Origin of the sequence: Bradyrhizobium sp. 22 (assembly GCF_000482425.1) — a bacterium.
Lineage (GTDB): Bacteria > Pseudomonadota > Alphaproteobacteria > Rhizobiales > Xanthobacteraceae > Bradyrhizobium > Bradyrhizobium japonicum_B.
On sequence record NZ_KI519399.1, the window covers coordinates 32,158 to 50,970 of the forward strand.

The window sequence follows — 18,813 nt, forward strand, 5'->3', positions numbered from 1 at the left end:
AATGCGAGCGCTGACGCTATATTGTGCCGATGACGTTTACGCGCATCACGATCGATCCCGCGGTCTGCACAGGCAAGCCCTGCATTCGCGGGTTGCGGTTTCCGGTGGCACGGCTGCTCGGCCTGCTGGCCGCCGGCGAGACGCGCGAATCGGTTTTGAACGACTATCCGTATCTCGAACGTGAAGATATTGACGAAGCGTTGCGCTACGCAGCCGTCCTCGCTGAGGATGAGGCCGTCGAGCTGCGCCCCGCCGTCCCAGCTAAGTGAAGTTCCTCGTCGACATGCCCCTCTCGCCAGTGCTGTCGCATTGGCTCACAGAGTCGGGGCATGATGCCGTCCACGCCTCTGAGATAGGCCTTCATGCTGCGAGCGATGTTGAAATCATCGATCGCGCCAGGCAGGAGGCGCGCACAGTTGTCACGGCAGATCTTGACTACCCTCGCCTCATCGCAACCGCTGGCACTGACAGCCCAAGTCTCGTTCTCTTCCGAGGTGGCGATTGGACCGAAGCAGCTGTCCGAACCCGACTCTCGGAGGTTCTATCCGCCCTCACCCAAGACGAGATCGAGGGCAGCATCATCATCATCGACCGCGATCGTGTCCGCCGACGCAGGCTTCCGATCGGCTGATTCCTATTCGTTGCGCGCGATCGCCGTCAGCTTGGTCATGTTCCTAAGCAGGATGCGGCCGCGCTGCAGATCGAGGATCGCCTCCTTGCGCCAGGCCTGCAACTGACGGTTGACGCTTTCGCGGGCGGCGCCGACGAAGACGCCGAGTTGCTCCTGCGAGATGTGCACCTCGGAGCCGAAATCGGCGGCGAGCGCGCAGAGCCGTCGCGCCAGGCGCACCGGCAGCGGCTGCAGCATGGATTCCTCCATGCGCTCGCTCTGCCAGCGGATGCGCTGGCACAGCAGCGCGATGATCTTGATCGCGACCTTCGGCTCGCGTTCGAGGAAGCTGAGAAAATCTTCGCGCCGCAACACGAACAATTCGCTGGCCTCGCCCGCGGTCGCATCCGCGGTGCGATTCTGGCCGTCCAGCACCGCGACCTCGCCGAACAGGTCGCCCGGTCCCATGAAGTTCAGCGTCAGCCGGCTGCCGTCGGCGGCGCCGGTCTCGATCCGGACCTGGCCGCGGCGCACGCCGAACAGCGCGTCGCCGGGGTCCCCTTTCTGGAACAGCACCTCGCCATTGCCCAGATGCTGGGTGTGGCAGAGGTTGGACAGCCGCTGGAGCTCGTCTGCACCGAGATCCGCGAACATCGCGTTCATCTTCAGAATGACCGCAAATTCGGCCTGCTTGCTCATTTCAATGTCCTTGTGAACGTTCCGGTGCGTTGTCTCGGCAAATCACTTGAAACCATCACCATCAGGATCGCGTAAAACCGCGCCGGAGAAGTGTGTCATAAGTCACATAACTTTGCAGCACCCCCTGACTATTTTTACGCGCTTGGAGCCGCTTCCCGTCCGGGGATAAACTCAAGGCGCGAAGGATGGGTGGCCGGCGGGATTCGACGCCGACTGTCCGTCGTTGGAAAGTCGACATGAGAGCAGTGAAATTCGCCGGCGCGGCTTTGGCCGCAATCATCATCGTGACCGCAATCCTGCTGGTGATCGGGATCCCATCGGGCTTCCTGACCTCGACGATCGCCTCGCGGGTCGAGAGTGCGACCGGCTATCGGTTGTCGATCGACGGTACCACGAAGATCAGCCTGTGGCCGACGCTGAACGTCACCCTGAACGACCTCACGCTTGCCGACCCCAGGGATCGCAGCGGCATCACCCGCCTGACGGTCGACAGCGTGCAGGCCGAGATGTCGTTCTCCAGCCTGTGGTCGGGCCGTCCCGAGATCAGCGAGCTCATCGTCACCCGTCCCGTGCTCTACCAGCCGCTGCTGCGTGAGCGCCTGCCGAATGCCGGATCTTCCGCCAAGCCGCCCGCGCTCAAGGTCGACGGCGCGTCGATCGACCGCGTCAAGGTCACCGACGGCGAAGTCGCCTTCTCCCGCCTGCGCGATCGCGTCGAGGGCCGCATCAGCGCCATCAACGCCGAGGCGATCGTCGGCCGCGACCGCAAGGTCGACGTCACCGGCACCGCGCGCGTCGGCGACCATCCGACCAAGTTCGACATCAAGGCGACCGCGCCGGCATCGTCCACCGACCGCCCGACCATCCCGGTGGATTTCGCCATCGACATGCCTGATGTGCTGAAGTCGCAACTCACCGGTCACGCCGAGATGCGGATGAGCGGCGACGTCGTGATGATCAACGGCGTCAACGGCCGGCTCGGCGACGGCGCGTTCAACGGCTGGGCGTCGGTCGACATCGCGAGCAAGCCGCTGGTGAAAGTCGATCTCGACTTCCAGCGGCTGGCGATTCCGCTGGCGAAATCGCCGCAGGGTGCGTCCGGGCAACCCTGGAGCAATGCGCCGATCGACGTCTCCGGGCTCAATTATGTCGATGCGCAGGTGAGGATTTCCGCGAACGAGGCCGTGATCGGCGATGCCAAGCTCGCGCCGCTGGCGCTCGATGGCAAGCTCGCCGGCGGCGTGCTGAAGGCCGGCACCGCCAAGCTCGGCGCCTATGGCGGCCAGGTCTCGGGCGAGGTGATCCTGGATGCGACCACGGGCGCGCCGAGCTTTGCCATGCATTCCGACCTTGTCGGCGTGCGCGCGCTGCCGCTGCTTCAGGGCCTTGCCGAGTTCGACCGCATCGACGGCAAGCTGCAGGCCAAGCTCGCGCTGCGCAGCGCCGGCACCAGCCAGCGCGCCCTGATGGCGAACATGCAGGGCACCGCCTTCGTCAATTTCCAGGACGGCGCCATCCGCGGCATCAACGTCGCGCAGATGATCCGCTCGCTGACGTCGGGCACGCTGTCGGGCTGGCAGGACAGCCAGAGCCCCAGTCAGGAGCAAAGCACGGACCTGTCGCAGCTCTCCGCCTCGTTCCGCATCGACAAGGGGCAGGCGGTGACGACCGATCTCAATCTGATCGGGCCGCTCGTGCGCGTCACCGGCGCCGGCACCATCGCGCTCGACACCAAGATGATGGGTTTTCGGGTCGAGCCGAAGCTGGTGATGACCACCGAAGGCCAGGGCCGCACCAATGAACCGGTCGGCTTCGGCATTCCCGTGATGATCCAGGGCTCCTGGTCGCAGCCGCGGATCTACCCCGACATGGCCGGCATACTGGACAATCCGGACGCCGCCTATGCCAAGCTGCGCGAGATGGGCAAGGGCCTGTTCGGCCCTGACGGCGCCGGGCTCGGCAACATTCTGGGCGGTCTCGGCGGCAATCTCGGTCTTGGCGGCACCACTGCGCCCAGCGGCAATGCGGCCGGCAATGCCAATCCGCAGGCGCAGCAGCCCGGGCAGAACAATCTGCTCGGCGGCCCGCTGGGCGAGGCGCTCGGCAATTTGATCCAGCAGGGATTGTCCGGTGGCGCGGGAAGCAGCACCGGCGCCGCGCCAGGCAGTAGCCGCAGCCGCAGCTTGCCGGGCACGCCCTCCACGCCGGCGCCGCAGGCTTCGCCCGCGGCCCCTGCTCTGGACGACCCGCCGGTCGCGCAGCAGGACAGTCAGCCAATGAACGACGTGCTGCGGCAGCTCTTCAACCGCTGATGGGACTGCGACCATCCCTCCTTCCACCCGCCCCGGCGTCCGCAGCGGGTAACCACGCCGGCTCGTCCCCGGGCCGCGCGGCGGTCCTTTGGCCAAAATTGTGATAGAACGACCCCGCATGGGCCCTGCGGCCCATAGCGTCGGCGTCGATGGCGGCGCGAGAGGATCGGGATGGCGGGAGCGAACGACAAGACACGATCTCTGCGCGGGGGCCTGTTCGCCAAATACGTCGTCTCCCTCGTCGGCCTCGTCGTGTTCGTTCTCGCGGTCAACGGCGCGATGGAGACCTGGATCTCCTACCGCGCCACCAGGACCCAGCTCACCGGCGGCCTGGAGGACAAGGCGCAAAGCGCCGCCCGGCGCATCGAGCAGTCGATCTCGGAACTCGACCGCCAGATCAGCTGGGTGACGCGGGCGAGCCAGGACACGCTCGAGAAGCGCCGCGCCGACTACGCCTCGCTGCTGCACCAGGTTTCGGTCGTCAACCAGCTGTTCCAGCTCAACGGCGAGGGCCGCGAGGTGCTGCGCGTCTCGCGCCAGTCGACCACGACCGGCAGCAACGCCGACCTCTCCCGCGACATCCGCTTCACCGAGACGGTCGCCCGCGGCGTCAGCTACGCGCCGGCCTGGTTCGCCGACGGCACGCCCATGATGTCGATCTCGGTGGCGCATTCCGGCTTCAATGCCGGCGTCACCGTGGCCGAGATCGACCTCGGCTTCCTCTCCGACCTCCTGTCCGACGCGCAGGTCGGCAAGGCCGCCTTTGCCTATGTGGTCGATCCGCGCGGCCGCGTGCTGGCGACGTCGTCGAAGGGGCCCGAGATCGGCAAGGACCTGTCGAAGCTGCCGCAGGTCGCGGCCGCGATTGCCCCCGGCCACGAAGCCGAGACGTCCGGCACCGACTTCAACGGCCATGCGGTGATGAGCGCCGCCAGCGTCGTGCCGAAGCTCGGCTGGAGCGTGCTGTTCGAGCAGCCGACCACGCAGGCCCTGATGCCGATCCGCGACCAGCTGGTGCGCATCGCGCTCTTGATCGGGATGGGCCTGATGGTCGCGATCCTCGCCGGCACGCTGCTCGCCCGCCGCATGATCATCCCGATCACGGCGCTGCGCGACGGCGCGCATAAGCTCGGCGAAGGCGATTTCAGCCACCGCATCGACGTGCACACATCGGACGAGCTGGAGGACCTCGCTAGCCAGTTCAACCGCATGGCCGACCAGATCCAGGAGACCTATTCGAACCTGGAGACCAAGGTCGAGGAGCGCACGCGCGATCTCGCGCAATCGATCAACGAGCTGAAGGTGCTGGAGGAGGTCGGCCGCGCGCTCGCCGCCTCGCTCGATCTCGACGCGGTGCTGCCGACGATTGCCGCGCGCGCGATCGAGATCACCCATGCCGATGCCGTGCTGATCTACGGCTTCGACGCCGAGCGGCGCCGCTTCACCCTGGTCGAGGCCGGCGGCATCGACAAATCCGCCGACGGCGCGCATGTCACCATCGACGAAGGCGACAACATCCTGAGCGATGCCGCCAGAAGCGGCGAGCCGATCGCGCTCGCCGACCTCGATCAGGCGGCCGAGCAGCCGCTGCGCGAGGCCGCGCTCGCGGCCGGCTTCCGCTCGGTGCTGGTGGTGCCGCTGGTCGACCAGCAGGGCACGCTCGGCTCGCTGGTGGTGCTGCGCCGCGCCGGCGGCGCGTTCGCACCCAGCCTGATCGGCCTGATGCGGACCTTCGCAAGCCAGGCCGTGCTGGCGATGCGCAATGCGCGCCTGTTCACCGAGGTCGACCACAAGGGCCGCGAGCTCGAGGCCGCCAACGCGACCGTGCGCGCCCAGGCCGACAAGCTGCGGATACAGACCGAGCAGCTCAAGGACTGGAACAAGTCGCTGGAGGAGCGGGTCAAGACCCAGCTCGGCGAGATCGAGCGCATCCGCAAGCTCGAGCGCTTCCTGGCGCCGCAGGTGGCGCAGCTGATCGCCTCCTCCGACAGCCCGGAAGGGCTGCTCACCAGCCAGCGTCGCGAGGTGACGGTGGTGTTCTGCGACCTGCGCGGCTTCACCGCGTTCACCGAAGCGACCGAGCCCGAAGAGGCGATGAACGTGCTGCGCGAATATCACGCCGCGCTGGGCGGGCTGATCTTCAAATACGAGGGCACGCTCGACAAATATGCCGGCGACGGCGTGATGATCCTGTTCAACGCGCCGATCCAGTTCGAGGACCACACCCGGCGCGCCGTGAAGATGGCGGTGGAGATGCGCGACACCATCGGCCCCCTCACCGAGCGCTGGCGCAACCGCGGCCACAGCCTGGGGTTCGGCATCGGCATCGCGCTCGGCTATGCCACGCTCGGCCAGGTCGGCTTCGAGCAGCGGCTGGAATATGCCGCGATCGGCAGCGTCACCAACCTCGCCTCGCGCCTGTGCGGCGAAGCCAAGCCCAATCAGATCGTGGTCAGCCGCCGCGTCTACGGCATGGTCGAGCCTTTCGTCGAAGCCCGCGCCCTCGACGATCTCCAGCTCAAGGGGTTCAATCACCCGGTGCTGGCGATGGAGATTTTGAGCTGGAACGATGAGGCGGAGAACGTGGTGGATGCGACGGCGGTGCGGCGACGCGGTTAAGCAAGCGAGTCGTCAAGGATTCCTTGACTACTCACGATCACTCACCGACAGCGCGTCGCGATCCCGCGGCACATGGCGCCCGGGTTTTGCTGGGTTTTGCGGCCCTTCGAAATGGAAGGGCGCAGGGAAGGCCGGGCACCGGCTGGCACCCGCAAGACCCCTGTGCGTGAGTGCGTAATAAGTCGCTCACAGGGGAGAAAACAGGTGCGGCCGGATGCCCGGCCTTCCCTGCGCGATGGTTGAAACGGCTTATGTCGCGCTCTCGCCGGTGAGACGATTTCCCGTTGCCACCGTCGCCTTGCAGCTGTCATCGGATGCACCGTCCGGTCGGACGATCGCACCGCCGCAAGACTTGACGCCGGAATGTCGGGCGTCACGACCACACGATTTTGCCGTACGCAAGCTGCGCCGTCGTACACGCGCCCGCTGATCGCTCACGGGGGACTACCCCGCCCTGCGACCGCATTTGGCGCCAACGCTGCCCGCGTCCACCGCCCCTCACCCCACGAACCCTGACGATCGCGATCCGTCCCTTACCGGAGGATGAGTTGCGAGGGAGTATAGGGTGTGTCGTGGTTCGGGTAAAGAGAAATTTTGATTATTCGAAGCCAAGCGAGGGCGCGAGCGTGAACTTGTAATAAGTTCTTACACGTTGCCGATGGCAGCTCGGACCTGTTCAATTATCGAAAACAACCCCATGCACAGTAGACACGGCCTGCAAGATCAATGGGTTACGAAGATGCCAGATGGAGTGGCGAAGCTTCTTTTTGACGCGTCGCGCAAAACACTGGCAAGGACGCCATCGGATCTTGGGGCTAAGGCTCCTCACGCTCTGAAGGCTCCTCTGGGGCTCGTCTCGGCGGGCTGGGTTGTCGCAGCTTGGCAACGCGAAAGAAGGTATCGCTTGCTTCTGCAATCTCGGAGGTATCGATCCTGCAATCCGGCAAGTCTGCCAGCTCAACCAAGCGCTCTCTTGAGATCAGCATCGGCTTCATGTCAGCGGCGAAAAGCCGCCGCAACTCGGTTTTGAAATGTCAAGTTCGAACGAAAGGACGAATGAGAAAGCTACGCGTCCCGCGTTTGCGAGCGTTGAGCAACGTGCTGGTAATATGACACGATGGAATGTCAGGCAAGCTTTTCGCCAAGTGCCTTGGCGACGTTGCGGAAGCGATCCAGTGCCGTCTCCAGGCTTTCCACGATTTCGGCAGCGGCCTCATCCGGCGACGGAAGCAAGTCGGGATCATCAAGCGCGTGATCCTTCAGCCAGAAGATGTCAAGGTTGACCTTGTCGCGGGCAAACAGAGTGTCGAGTGGAAATCGCCTGAACTTCTCGGTCTCCTGACGTTGCGAGCGACGGCCCGAGTGATAGCACGCAACGAAATCGTCGAGGTCCGCGCGAACCATCGGGCGCTCTTTCAAGGTGAAGCGCTGATTGGTCCGCAGATCATAGATCCATAGCTCTTTCGTCGCCGCGGTCTCGGAGGGCGGTTTCTTGTCGAAGAACAGCACGTTCGCCTTGACGCCCTGCTTGTAGAAGATGCCGGTCGGCAATCGCAGCAGCGTATGGAAATCGAAATTCTGCAACAGACGACGGCGGATGGTTTCGCCGGCCCCGCCTTCGAACAGGACATTGTCGGGCAGCACCACGGCGGCTTCGCCGTTTTGCGCCAGTACCGTCATGATGTGCTGGAGGAAATTGAGCTGCTTGTTGGAGGTGGTGACGAAGAAATCCTGCCGGTCGTAATCCTCGCGCTCGCTGTCGATCTCGCCGTCGTCACGGACGATGCGATAGCTCTGCTTCTTGCCGAACGGAGGATTGGTGAGGATGACGTCGTAGGTCTTGCCGCCCGCACCAAGAAGCGCATCCTTGGCTTCGACGATGGAATCGACGCCGGTGATGCCGTGAAGATAGAGGTTCATCGCGGCGAGGCGCACGACTTCGGGGACGATATCGATACCGGAGAACTTGTTCTTCAGTGCCGAGTAGACGGCACGATCGCGCGCTTTCTTGTGCCGCTTCATGTGCTCCCAGGCAGCAAGCAAAAACCCAGCCGTGCCGCAGGCGGGATCATGAATGGTCTGGTGCGGCTCGGGATCGACCACTTCCACCATGGCTTCGATCAGCGGCCGCGGCGTGAAGTATTGGCCCGCCCCCGATTTGACATCCTCTGCGTTGCGGGCAAGTAGCCCTTCGTAGATGTTGCCCTTCACATCCACCGGCAGCCCAAGCCATGTCTCGCTGTCGATCAGGCCAACGAGCCGCTTGAGCTTGGCCGGGTCCTGAATTTCACTCTGCGCTTTCAGGAAGATCGCGCCGATAATGCCGCTCTGCTTTGACAGCTTCTCCAGCAGCTTCGCGTAAGTCTCGCTCAGCGCTTCGCCGGAGAGGTCCTTGATGTCTTCCCAGCGTGCGCCCTCGGGCAGCATCGATGCTTCGCCGATCTGGGTGACGCGCTCCTCGTCCATCTTGAGGAAGAGAAGATAGGAAATCTGGCTGATATAGGCCTGATAGGAGACGCCCTGGTCGCGCAGGACGTGCGCGAAATTCCAGACTTTTGCGATGAGGCTTTGGGGGTTCATGGCGTACCCGCGAGAAACGGATTGACGATGGCGAGCCCGCCGATGCTGCGGCCGTGCTGCAGGTCCACGCTGTAGAGCACGTCGCAGCCGGCTTCGATCGCCGCGGCAACGATCAGCGCGTCATAAAAGGAGAAGCCGTGATCCCGTGCGAGCGCAAGCGCCGCGCGGGTGGTCGCGGCGGTCAGCGGCAGAGCAGGGTCAAGCGCGGCGTCGACGTCGTCGAGAACGAGCTCGATGTCGCGCCAGCTTCGATTGTCTTTCTTTCGCAGCACATTTGTCAGCTCGTTCAAAACCTGCACGCTGATCGTACCGCCGCGGGCAATGATATCGCGCGAGATGGTCGCCTTGGGGCCGGTCTGCTGGGCGTAAACGAGGATATTCGTATCAATGAAGGCACTCACCGCTCGTTCGCCTCGTCGCGATCGAACTTCCAGGCGGAGGCCGGCCAGTTGCGCGCCCGCATGTTCTCGATCGCCCGCCGGCGGCGTTCTTCCTTGGTCTCGATCGCGATCGTGTCCTTTCGAGCGGATACGACGTCGATTTCGTCGCCTTCCTTGAGGCCGAGTTCATCGACCAGGGCCTTGGGGAGGCGAATTGCCAGGCTGTTACCCCATTTGGAGACCTGCATAAAGCCCTCAAGATATACATTGAATAATGTATATCTTATGACGTATATCCTAATCGTGCAAGGCCTTTTGATCGCGACGACTTTGCCCCCGCCCGCTTGGCCGGGATCCGGTCGGCGGCAAATCGCGCGAGCAGCACGCTCGCCGGCTCGTCTGCCGCATGCTGCGGGACCAAGCGTCCTTCGAAGGCTGCCTTGAGAATGGATTGCTTCAGCCGCGCGGCGTCAGTGACTTCGGCCTCCAAATGCGCGAGCGTGTCCGCAGAGGTAACGACAGCATCCGAGATGCGGCGGAGGATTTCACTCATCTCAGCAAACGGTGGAACAGGGATGGGCAACGATGCCAAGTTGGACTGGCTCACATTGTACTGTCCTGCAGAACTTGCAATTTTACGAGTCATCCACTGGCGGACCGGCGGAGACTCGAAGAAGTTCGAGACCCATCGCCAAATCAGCCCATCGCCAAGCAACCGAAATCGAATGAGATAAGATGCAAAATAAGTTGGTTGATCTGGCTTTCGGTCGCAGATCCCACCTCTCCCGATCAGGGTTTCACTACCGTTCGTTCGAATGACTAACAGGTCGCCCGGGGCTACAAAATCGTTAGGTGTTAGGCGTAGATCTGTCGTAGCGAACTTTAGATCTCCGTAGACAATCTCGCCCCCTCGAATGTTTGGAATCCTTAGAACAGCGTCTCCGTGCGCGTCTTGTGCGCACTTCACCGACGTGCCGTAAGAGCTTGCCCACGAAAGCCGTTCCAGAGTCTCCCAAATCCAGCCGTCTGGAAGCGCAGGGAGAGTACGAGCGTCCGGAGGTAAGGCGTCAACGCTACGGGGACTACGGCCACGGGTGGACGCCTTCTCCGCTCGTTCTCTTTCAATGCATGCGAGTAGATCGTGATCACGGTCGTTGGTTGGATTAGCGGCGCGCCAGTCTTTGGTTAGTTCGCCCGTCACGGCGGCCTTCAGCAACGCACGACGGAATGTCTCCAATCCTTTCCGCGCCTCGACTAGCGCCGCTTCGCCCACGCCTATCTCGGAGAATAGCGCATCTATGCGCGCTACGATGCGGCGCTGCTCTGACAAGGGAGCTAGAGGAACTGGAAGTCGCTCCAATGCCGAAACCTCAATGCTGTTGACGGTCGTGCCATCCTTGGAGCACTCGTGAAGCACCCGTTGCGTCGCGAGCGCAAGATAGCGAGCGATGTAGCGTGGATCGATTCCCGCACGCGGTGCAAGGGCGCGCAAATCTTGATTGAGCGTTACGACCCGGTCTGTGACGGCTACGGGAAACGAGTGGCGAAGAATGCCAGACCTCATCACCATCAGAACCGATCCTTCGGGCACATACTTCGCGGAAGAGGATGCGACAGCCTCTGGCGTAATCTTGTCTTCGGTCTCCCCGATGATTTCGACCTTCATGTCCTTTGGAGAGACCCATGGAACGGTCCCGTTTTCCCAGAACAAAGCGTTGGCTTTTGACGGCGTACCTCCGCCGGTCCAAGTCCCGAGGGCGCCAAGAGGCATCCATACCCAGCCTTCCGGTAAGGCCCACAACCCATTCCTGGCCGTCTGACTCTGATCTCCCACCACCAAATCCATCAAGCCACCAACACATCCGTCAATTCATCCAGCAATGCCGGCAGCCTCACCCCAAACAACGCCCGCGCCCTCACGATGCCGCCGCGCGCGGAAAATTCCGGCGCATCCATCATGTCCTCAGACCTGATCTCGATGTTGACGCCGAGGTGATCGCGGATCGCCATCAGCCAGTTCCGTTGCTCATCGCTGTAGGTTCGTCCCGCCTTTTCCTCGCGGCCGAGCCAGAGATTGAACCTGCCGGCAATGACCGAAGGAAGAGATTCAAGTGACTCCGCTTCCCCGATCGCATAGCGCACCAGCATCACGATGTCAGCCAACGTGCCCGCCGGATTGCCCCGCACTTTTTCCGACGCCAGCCGCTTGTAGGCGCGCCAGATGTCGACCGGCTCCAGCAGCCAGGGCGGACGCTTCAGCGCCTCCTTCAAATCATCCACGGCCTCATAGGTCAAACGGCGCTGTGCATAAGGCAGGCGATAGAGGATTTGCAGGGCGGCAAGCTCGTCGCGGCGCTCGTCGAGAAAGCGCTTGAATCTTTCGACGGTATCGGTTGCCTTTTTCTCATCCCAGCCGGACGACACCACGGCATCCGTGGAAATGGTGTCGATGCGGATATCCGCGGCAGCCTTGACCTCTTTCAGCAGACGCCGCAGCGCCGGATCGTCCAAAATCGTCGCGGCCTCGTCCTTGGCGGCCTCCCGGGCTTTCTTCTGTTCGGGTTCAGGCGCGTCTTTCGCCACCCGTGCAGCTAATGCATCCGGATCGATCGCGCTCAGCAGACGTGAGGCCAAGCCGGCAAGGTCGATACCGCCCGAGGCCTTCACGATGGCGGCGCGGTCCTTGTCGCCAATGCGGCGATCGAGCGCCGCCAGACGGCCGGCCAGGGTCGCGAAGGCATCATCGTCGCGCCGGCCGGCGGCGATATCGTCGATCAAGCGGTCGAAGGAGACCGCGCGATTGCGCTCCAGCGGCTGCGAAACCGATTTGAGGCTTTCGGTGACGCCGACGGCGTCGATCAGCACGAAGCGGGTCTTCGCCTCGGCGTCTGGCGTCACCTCGCGCAGCTTGTCCGCAGGAATGGTGCGCGCGCCGCGGCCCTTCATCTGCTCGAAATAGAGCTCGGACTTGACGTCGCGCAGGAAGATCAGGACTTCGAGCGGTTTCACGTCGGTGCCGGTGGCGATCATGTCGACGGTGACGGCGATGCGCGGATGATAGTCGTTGCGGAACGCGCGGATGATGGCCTCGGGGTCGCCGCCGTCGGTCTTGTAGGTGATCTTCTTGGCGAAGTCGTTGCCCTTTCCGAAGACCTCGCGGACGAGATTGGTGATCTCCTCGGCGTGATGATCGTCCTTGGCAAAGATCAGCGTCTTCGGAACCTCGGTGCGGCCCGGAAACAGCTCGGTGAACAGCGATGCGCGATAGGTTTCGAGCACCGTTCGTATCTGGTTCGGCACCAGCACCGAACGGTCGAGCTGGTCCGGCGTGTAGCTGAAGTCCGCATCCAGCGTCTCGTAGCGCTCGGCGCGCGTGCGCTTGTCGCGAACCGGCAGATCGTATCCCGCCTTGACCGTGCTGCCGCGTTCGCCGATCTCGGTGCGGATGCGAAAGATATCGAAACCGACATTGACGCCTTCGACAACCGATCGCTCATAGGGATATTGCGCGACCAGATTCCGGCCGAAGAAACCGAGCGTGTGCAGCGACGGTGTTGCCGTCAAACCGATGGTGAAGGCGTCGAAATACTCCAGCACCTGACGCCAGGTGCCGTAGATCGAGCGGTGGCATTCGTCGGTGATGACGAGGTCGAAGGCCTCAATGGGGACCGACGGGTTGTAGGACACGAGGCGCTCGGTCTCGGCGCGGGACGCCTCGAACGAGGAGGCCTCTTCCTCGTCCTCCGACAGTTCCTTGCCGGTCAAGACGGAATAGACGCGCTGGATCGTGGCGATCACGATCGCCGCGTCCTTGTCGAGCCCGGCCCCGCCGAGCTTCTGCACGTTGTAGATCTCGGAGAACGATCGCCCGGTCCCGGGCGGCCGGTAGGCGAGATATTCGTCACGGGTCTGGCGCACGAGGTTGGCGCGATCGGCCAGAAACAGGATGCGCTTGAAGCCAGCATGCGCGAGCAGCCGATAGCTCAGCGTGCAGGCCGTGAACGTCTTGCCGGCGCCGGTCGCCATCTGCACCAGCGCGCGCGGGTGGTTTTCCGCCATCGACTTTTCGAGCGCGGAGACGGCGTCGACCTGGCAGGCGCGCAGGCCATCGGTGAGGAACGGCGGCATTGCCCGCAGCCGGCCGCGCAGCGTGACCGGCTCCTTGATCCAGCGCTCCAGCGTCTCCGGCCGATGAAACGAGAAGATGCGCCTTGAAACCGCATCAGGATCAGCGTGGTCCCGAAACAGGCTCTCTGTGCCCGAGGCGACGTATTCGAACCGGACCTGCCCCTCTTCGCGGACGAGATGCTTCGGTGCGTCGGCAATGTAACGTGAAGCCTGCTCGGAAAACCCGGACAAGGTCATTCCTTCGGCCTTCGCCTCGATCACTCCGCAAAGCTTGCGGCCGACGAACAGGGCATAGTCAACCGGGCCGGAATCGGTCGGAAATTCGCGGACCGCCACGCCTACCGCGGCGCCGAGGTTCATGTCCTCCCTGGACTGGATGACCCACCCTGAAGCGGCCAATTGCCGGTCGATCAGCGACCGCGCCTTGTCCTCAGGGTGGAAGGCGAATTCGTTCATCAGCAACTTTTAGGCGAACAGAAGCCTGGCTGGAAGCCCTACCAAGAGACCACGAGTTTGCCCCCCGAACCCCATCCCCCCTCCCCGCGACTAACCCTCGCCTCAACGGCGAGGCAGCTTCGATGGGAGACCGCCCGTGGCCTTTGCCCCGCCTTCGCGTGCTCATGATCTGCAGATGCTGGACCGGCCGGTCGACCGGGCGCGCGACCAGGGCTGGGTGTTTGGGCTGCCGCCGGGCATCGCGAGCGAAGAATGGCCGCTCGATCCCGTCACCGGTTATCCCTTGATGCACGGCTTCACGCTGAAGCTGCCGGAGGATTATCGCGTGCATGGCGCGGACATCGTCGCGTTGTCGTTCTTTGCCACCGCGCCCGATCACAATGACGGCGGCGCGCCCGATGACCCTGAAGTCCGCGAGGCCGTGAAGGCGCGCCCCTTGCATCCGCGGCTCTCGCGCATGACCGACATTCTAAACTACGAATACGCGGCGCTGCTGCTGACGAGGGCCGAATATGACGGCCCGTTCGCAATGCCGCCGGCGCCGCTTGCGCTGGCGAGCGCCGAGCGGCCGCGCTGGCTCGATGTCGGCGGCGCCTGCGCGTTCTTCGAGGCTGCGCCGGCTTACGCCAAGAAGATGTTTGCCGCTCCGCCGCGCGCCGATCTCAGCGAGACCCGCGCGATCGGCATGATGCCGCGCGCTGATGATCCCAATGCCGGCAAGGGTCCGCAGGACGAATACACCAGGGAAAATCCGCCGACCGGATATCAGCCCTATTACTATTATGTCGGCGGCAAGCCGGGCCGCGACAATTTCCGCCTCCATGACTGGGCCAAGGACCACGCCCACAACCATCTCGGCGGCACCGTGCGGCCGTGCCAGGCGGTGCCGGAGATGAGCCCGTTCTACATCGAGTTCGAGGAATATTTCGGCGGTTACAATTTCGGCGGCGGCAACGCGCAGCTCGACTTCAGGGACATGAAGTTCGACTGGGCGTGCGGCTGATCACGCCCCCCGCTTCGGCCCGATCGCCTCGAAACCCGCCTTCTGCTCGTCGCTCAAATCCGCCTCGAAATCGTCGAGCGCGTCCGCGACGCCGTTCACGGCGGCAAGCATCGCTTCCAGCCGCGCCTTGGCGGCGGCGAGGCGGGCCTGCGGGGTCGCGGCGGCCTCCGCGGGGCAGGGGCTGAGCGTCTGCATGGTGCGGAGCGCGGTGTCCTGCAGCACCTCGAAGCGGGCGCGGGCGGTCTCGTCGAGGCGCAGCGTGGCGGCGATGTCGTTGGCGGGCCATTGCTGCTGCACCAGCTGCTCGTATTGACGCTGCAGCTTTTCGTCATAGCGGGGATCGGCGTCGGCACTGCAGGCGGCGGCCGCCTGCGCATCCTTGCTCGAATCCTTGTTCGCTTCCTTGCTCGAATCCTGGTTCAGATGCTTGTTCAGATCCTTGCGCTGCATCGACGCCAGCGCGGCGCGGCGCTCGCTCCCGAGCGCGTTGAGCCGGGCCTTCTGTTCGTCGTCGAGCAGGTCCGTGAACTTCGCAAGCGGCGGCGCGACCGCGTCGATGGCCTTGATCATGGCGTCCAGGCGCTCGCGCATCAGGCCGAGGCGCTCGGCGGCAGCAGTCGGCGCCTGCGCCGGACAGGCGGCGCGAATGATGTCGCGCGCGTTGCTCCAGGCGGAGGCGAGCTCGTCGAGCGCGGTGCGCTGCAATTCGTTGGGGGCCACGGCTGCGGCGATGCGGTCGACCGGCAGGCCGCCGCTATCGCTGGCCTCGCACAGGGCCTCGGCGGTGGGGACGCGCCGGCCGCGGCGGCCTTGCGGGGCGGTGTAGGCCGCTAGCTCCGTCGCCGCATAGGGCGCGAAGATCGCGGCATAGATGTCGCCATAGCCGTAGAGCGAAAGGCTGGTCGCATCGCCGAGGATGATGGCGTTGGTGAGGTCGTCGTGCGCGAACGGCCAGAACACCGGGCCGGTCCAGCCATAGCTGCCGTCGGGATGGCGCCACCAGCCTTGCATGCGGCGGCCGCCCTGCCAGCCCGCAAGCGCGGCCTGCGCGGTGAGCGCCGCGCGGAGCATATAAGGGTTGGCGAGCCGGCCGCGCTCGGCGCCGCGCGGATCTTGCGAGCGCAAGGCCGCGGAGCGGTAGCGGCTGCCGCGCACCGCCATGCGGGAATGGCGCAGGCGCGACATGCCGAGCATGTGGCCGACGGCGAAACGCGCCACGCCGAGCGGGCCGCCGCGGATTCCGAATTGCGCCTCGGCTCTCTCGGGCAGCAGCACGGCCGCAATCAGGAGGGTCGCGCCGGTCAGCGCCAGTCCCATGCGTCCCGACATGACCGCCGATCTGACCAATCCGGCCTCCTCCCAGCTGCCACGCGCGCACTGCGTCGCAGGGGACATGACGCGTTACGGAACCATTTGTTCCGGGGAGACACAGGGAAAAGCGTCGCGGCGTCCGCCAAAGTCAGCATTTTCGAAGAATGGCCGCAGGATCCCTCGCCTCGCATTTGTGCAGCAGAGGTCGTCATGCCCGGGCTTGTCCCGGGCATCCACGTTCTCCGTGCTAGCAAGAGACGTGGATGGCCGGGACAAGCCCGGCCATGACGCTGTCCGAGCGGTCTCAAATGCCTCGCGATAGCGCCCCGCAGGCGAAGCTCCCGCTCACTCCGGCTTTTGCGGCACCACAAAGGTCTGGCCGGGATAGATCAGATTGGGGTTGCTGATCTTGTCGCGGTTGGCGTTGAAGATGACGGCGTAGCGGGCGCCGTCGCCGTAGGCGAGCCGGCTGAGCGCCCACAGGCTGTCGCCGCGGGAGATCACGCGGCTGGCGCCGGCCTCCGGTGCCGTGTGAAGCACCTCGGCCGGCGAGGCCGATGCCACCGTCGTGGTGGCGGCGGGCACCCGCGCCATGGCCCGGGGTTTCGGCCGGGGCGCTGGCCGGTCGGGCACTGACGCCAGTCGCGGCGACGCCGACGGCAGCGCCGCCACGACGTCCGACTTGTCATCGGCCTTCTCGGCCTGCTTCGGCTCCGGCTTGATTTCCGGCCTGGTCTCTTGCCGCGCGACCTGTGCCGGGCGCGCGGGCGCCGGCGCCGCCTCGGCGATGGTCACCGGCATGGTCTTGCCGGATTGCGTCACCGTGCCATCCGGCGCCTGGGCCCGCAGCGTCAATTCATAGGAGCCGGCGGGAAGCTGCGGCGGCATCATCACGAACTGGCCCGAGGCGTCGGCGATCACCGTATCGAGCGGCTTGCCGTCGCGCAGCAGCTCGACCTTGGCTCCCGGCGCGGCCCGGCCCGCGATCACCGCCGCCTCGCCGTGATCGTCGACACGGGCGACGTCGAAACGGGGCCCGGTGTCGGCGGCCGGCGGCTGGGCCGGCGCGAGATCGGGCAGCGCCGCGGCCTGCTTCTGGATCTCGGCCAGCGTGGCCGGCTTCGGCTCGGGGGCCGGGACCGCCGCCGGCGCAGGTTCGGGTGCGGGCGGCGCGACGGCAGCCAGCTTGGGCTGATCCGGCTTGAGCTGACCCGGCTTGGGCTGATCCGGTTTCGGCTGTTCCGGTTTCGGCTCGGGCTTGAGCTCGGTCTTGAGCTCGGCCTTGAGCTCGGCCTTGGCCTCGACTTTGGGTTCGACCTTGGTCTCCGGCTTGGCTTCCGGCTTAACTTCCGGCTTGGCGGCGATTGCGGTCTTGGCCCCGTCCGGCAGCATGCGGCGCAGCTCGGTCGGGCCGATCACCAGCACCGTGCCGACCAGTGCGAGCAGGCAGAAAGCAATGAAGGCCTTGGATGCGGTGATCATCGGAAAAACCTTGGATGGCAAATCAACCGAGGCCGGCAAGGTGCGCCGATTTGGCCGCGGCAGCAAGCCGGTCGAAGGGATGATCGCCCGGCCTCCCCCTTTTCCGGATCAGGCTTTGGCGGACGCGATCATTCCGGAACGCGGGCGAAGACGGCGTCGGCTGCGACAGGCCCGACACGCTGCATTCGTTGATCCGCCAGGCGGGCGAGCGCGCGTTGCACGGCGAGCCAGCTCAACAGCGCGATCGCGAGGCCAGCGATGACGTCGCAGAAATAATGGCTTCCATCCACCGGCGTCGCCGCGATCATCGCAACGTTGAGCAGGGCGGCGATGCCGCCGATATATCTCACCGGCCACAGCGCCAGCAGGAACAGCAATCCGAGCGCGGCATGCAGGCTCGGGAAGCTGATGATGCCGTCGGCGCCCTCCGCGACCAGCTGACGGATGGTTCCGTCGCGCAAGCCAAAGAACACGGGAAGCGGCAGATCCCGCGTAACAGGCACGATCGCCGGCGCGTTGGCCGCCGATAGATCCAGATAGCCCCAGACGCCCTGCGCCGGCATCAAGGTCGACACGCCGATGGTCAGAAGCGTCGTCAGCACGAAGCTCAGCATGAAGACGCGCAATCGCAGGGCATGCCCCGCGGCGGCCAGAACGAGGACGATCGCGGTCGCTTGCACGGCAAAGCTCGCATAGGCAAGCGCCAGCGTCCGGTGCAGAAGCGGCGCGGCGTTCATGGCATCGAGCCACGACATCCAGTCGAAGCCGAGCTGCCGGTCCAGCGCGGCGAACTCGCGGTCCCACAGCGGCAATGCCGCGCTCGCCGCGACATAGGACAGCGGCGCGGCGACGGCTGCGAACGCAATGAGCTGGGCCGCCGCGATCAACGCGCCGGCGAGGGCCGCGTCCTTGCGGACCGTCGCGTAGAACCAGCTCAACGATAGGAGCAGGCCGCCGACGAGGGCAGGTTTCCAGAACGAGATCCATTCGATCCGGAACGGCCCTAGCATCGCCGCGATCAGCACGACAGCGGCCGTGGACCCGATCGCGAGCCAGGCGATGCGATCGGCGTGCTTCGACTGATCAGGGGCGATGGGGTGGCTCATGGGCGGCGATCGTCCGGGACGGCGACGGGAACGACCGGCGGGATGAGGTATGAGAATGCGGCCCCGCCAGATGGGCCAGCTTTATCGGACGAAGATTAAGAGAGTCGTTCTCCGGACCCTTCAATTG

The 18,813-nt window shown here is 64.7% G+C and carries 14 protein-coding genes; 5 read left to right on the forward strand and 9 right to left on the reverse strand.

The features are described from left to right. The first annotated feature begins 29 nt into the window (after nucleotides 1-29). A complete protein-coding gene (locus tag K410_RS0101425; RefSeq protein WP_028133180.1) occupies nucleotides 30-269 on the forward strand; it encodes a DUF433 domain-containing protein in 240 nt (79 codons plus the stop codon). After that, nucleotides 266-631, forward strand: coding sequence for a DUF5615 family PIN-like protein (locus K410_RS41500; protein WP_028133181.1), 366 nt, complete (start codon nucleotides 266-268; stop codon nucleotides 629-631). The genes K410_RS0101425 and K410_RS41500 overlap by 4 nt, the downstream gene beginning before the upstream one ends. A 3-nt stretch (nucleotides 632-634) precedes the next feature. Here K410_RS41500 and K410_RS0101435 read toward each other — a convergent pair whose 3' ends face one another. Further along, entirely contained in the window at nucleotides 635-1,309 is a 675-nt protein-coding gene (locus K410_RS0101435) for a Crp/Fnr family transcriptional regulator (RefSeq protein WP_028133182.1), read from the reverse strand. 236 nt (nucleotides 1,310-1,545) lie between these two features. Here K410_RS0101435 and K410_RS0101440 point away from each other — a divergent pair, with 236 nt between their 5' ends. Beyond that, complete coding sequence (locus K410_RS0101440; RefSeq protein ID WP_028133183.1) at nucleotides 1,546-3,621, forward strand: AsmA family protein; 2,076 nt, start codon at nucleotides 1,546-1,548, stop codon at nucleotides 3,619-3,621. Between the two features lie 171 nt (nucleotides 3,622-3,792). After that, entirely contained in the window at nucleotides 3,793-6,240 is a 2,448-nt protein-coding gene (locus K410_RS0101445) for an adenylate/guanylate cyclase domain-containing protein (protein WP_028133184.1), read from the forward strand. 1,125 nt (nucleotides 6,241-7,365) lie between these two features. Here K410_RS0101445 and K410_RS0101450 read toward each other — a convergent pair. From K410_RS0101450 to K410_RS0101470, 5 genes are read right to left on the reverse strand one after another with little or no spacing between them, the layout of a single operon-like run. Next, nucleotides 7,366-8,820, reverse strand: a complete 1,455-nt coding sequence (locus tag K410_RS0101450; RefSeq protein ID WP_028133185.1) for a type I restriction-modification system subunit M — start codon at nucleotides 8,818-8,820, stop codon at nucleotides 7,366-7,368. Continuing rightward, complete coding sequence (locus K410_RS0101455) at nucleotides 8,817-9,221, reverse strand: PIN domain-containing protein (RefSeq protein WP_028133186.1); 405 nt, start codon at nucleotides 9,219-9,221, stop codon at nucleotides 8,817-8,819. The genes K410_RS0101450 and K410_RS0101455 overlap by 4 nt, the downstream gene beginning before the upstream one ends. Beyond that, nucleotides 9,218-9,448: an AbrB/MazE/SpoVT family DNA-binding domain-containing protein gene (locus K410_RS0101460; RefSeq protein WP_028133187.1), complete on the reverse strand. Its 231-nt coding sequence runs from the start codon at nucleotides 9,446-9,448 to the stop codon at nucleotides 9,218-9,220. The genes K410_RS0101455 and K410_RS0101460 overlap by 4 nt, the downstream gene beginning before the upstream one ends. Nucleotides 9,449-9,483: 35 nt before the next feature. Beyond that, nucleotides 9,484-11,046, reverse strand: coding sequence for a restriction endonuclease subunit S (locus tag K410_RS38255; protein WP_080672108.1), 1,563 nt, complete (start codon nucleotides 11,044-11,046; stop codon nucleotides 9,484-9,486). After that, nucleotides 11,046-13,784: a type I restriction endonuclease subunit R gene (locus K410_RS0101470; RefSeq protein WP_028133189.1), complete on the reverse strand. Its 2,739-nt coding sequence runs from the start codon at nucleotides 13,782-13,784 to the stop codon at nucleotides 11,046-11,048. The genes K410_RS38255 and K410_RS0101470 overlap by 1 nt, the downstream gene beginning before the upstream one ends. A 175-nt stretch (nucleotides 13,785-13,959) precedes the next feature. Here K410_RS0101470 and K410_RS0101475 point away from each other — a divergent pair, with 175 nt between their 5' ends. Continuing rightward, nucleotides 13,960-14,787, forward strand: coding sequence for a hypothetical protein (locus K410_RS0101475; RefSeq protein ID WP_433994193.1), 828 nt, complete (start codon nucleotides 13,960-13,962; stop codon nucleotides 14,785-14,787). On the opposite strand, the gene K410_RS0101480 is transcribed toward K410_RS0101475, so the two are convergent. The 3 genes from K410_RS0101480 to K410_RS36370 all read right to left on the reverse strand — a co-directional run bounded on the left by K410_RS0101480 (nucleotide 14,788) and on the right by K410_RS36370 (nucleotide 18,686). After that, nucleotides 14,788-16,116, reverse strand: coding sequence for a Spy/CpxP family protein refolding chaperone (locus K410_RS0101480; protein ID WP_049819890.1), 1,329 nt, complete (start codon nucleotides 16,114-16,116; stop codon nucleotides 14,788-14,790). It lies immediately after the preceding gene. A gap of 327 nt (nucleotides 16,117-16,443) precedes the next feature. Beyond that, nucleotides 16,444-17,580: a LysM peptidoglycan-binding domain-containing protein gene (locus tag K410_RS0101485; protein ID WP_028133192.1), complete on the reverse strand. Its 1,137-nt coding sequence runs from the start codon at nucleotides 17,578-17,580 to the stop codon at nucleotides 16,444-16,446. Between the two features lie 128 nt (nucleotides 17,581-17,708). Then, nucleotides 17,709-18,686: a phosphatase PAP2 family protein gene (locus K410_RS36370; RefSeq protein WP_049819891.1), complete on the reverse strand. Its 978-nt coding sequence runs from the start codon at nucleotides 18,684-18,686 to the stop codon at nucleotides 17,709-17,711. Nucleotides 18,687-18,813: the final 127 nt, after the last annotated feature.

Coding starts and splice junctions, on each gene's coding strand:
- K410_RS0101485 (WP_028133192.1), bottom strand. CDS start 17,580: ATGATCACCGCATCCAAGGCCTTCATTGCTTTCTGCCTGCTCGCACTG.
- K410_RS36370 (WP_049819891.1), bottom strand. CDS start 18,686: ATGAGCCACCCCATCGCCCCTGATCAGTCGAAGCACGCCGATCGCATC.
- K410_RS0101435 (WP_028133182.1), bottom strand. CDS start 1,309: ATGAGCAAGCAGGCCGAATTTGCGGTCATTCTGAAGATGAACGCGATG.
- K410_RS0101470 (WP_028133189.1), bottom strand. CDS start 13,784: ATGAACGAATTCGCCTTCCACCCTGAGGACAAGGCGCGGTCGCTGATC.
- K410_RS0101440 (WP_028133183.1), top strand. CDS start 1,546: ATGAGAGCAGTGAAATTCGCCGGCGCGGCTTTGGCCGCAATCATCATC.
- K410_RS0101460 (WP_028133187.1), bottom strand. CDS start 9,448: ATGCAGGTCTCCAAATGGGGTAACAGCCTGGCAATTCGCCTCCCCAAG.
- K410_RS0101425 (WP_028133180.1), top strand. CDS start 30: ATGACGTTTACGCGCATCACGATCGATCCCGCGGTCTGCACAGGCAAG.
- K410_RS0101480 (WP_049819890.1), bottom strand. CDS start 16,116: ATGTCGGGACGCATGGGACTGGCGCTGACCGGCGCGACCCTCCTGATT.
- K410_RS0101445 (WP_028133184.1), top strand. CDS start 3,793: ATGGCGGGAGCGAACGACAAGACACGATCTCTGCGCGGGGGCCTGTTC.
- K410_RS38255 (WP_080672108.1), bottom strand. CDS start 11,046: ATGGATTTGGTGGTGGGAGATCAGAGTCAGACGGCCAGGAATGGGTTG.
- K410_RS0101475 (WP_433994193.1), top strand. CDS start 13,960: ATGCTGGACCGGCCGGTCGACCGGGCGCGCGACCAGGGCTGGGTGTTT.
- K410_RS0101450 (WP_028133185.1), bottom strand. CDS start 8,820: ATGAACCCCCAAAGCCTCATCGCAAAAGTCTGGAATTTCGCGCACGTC.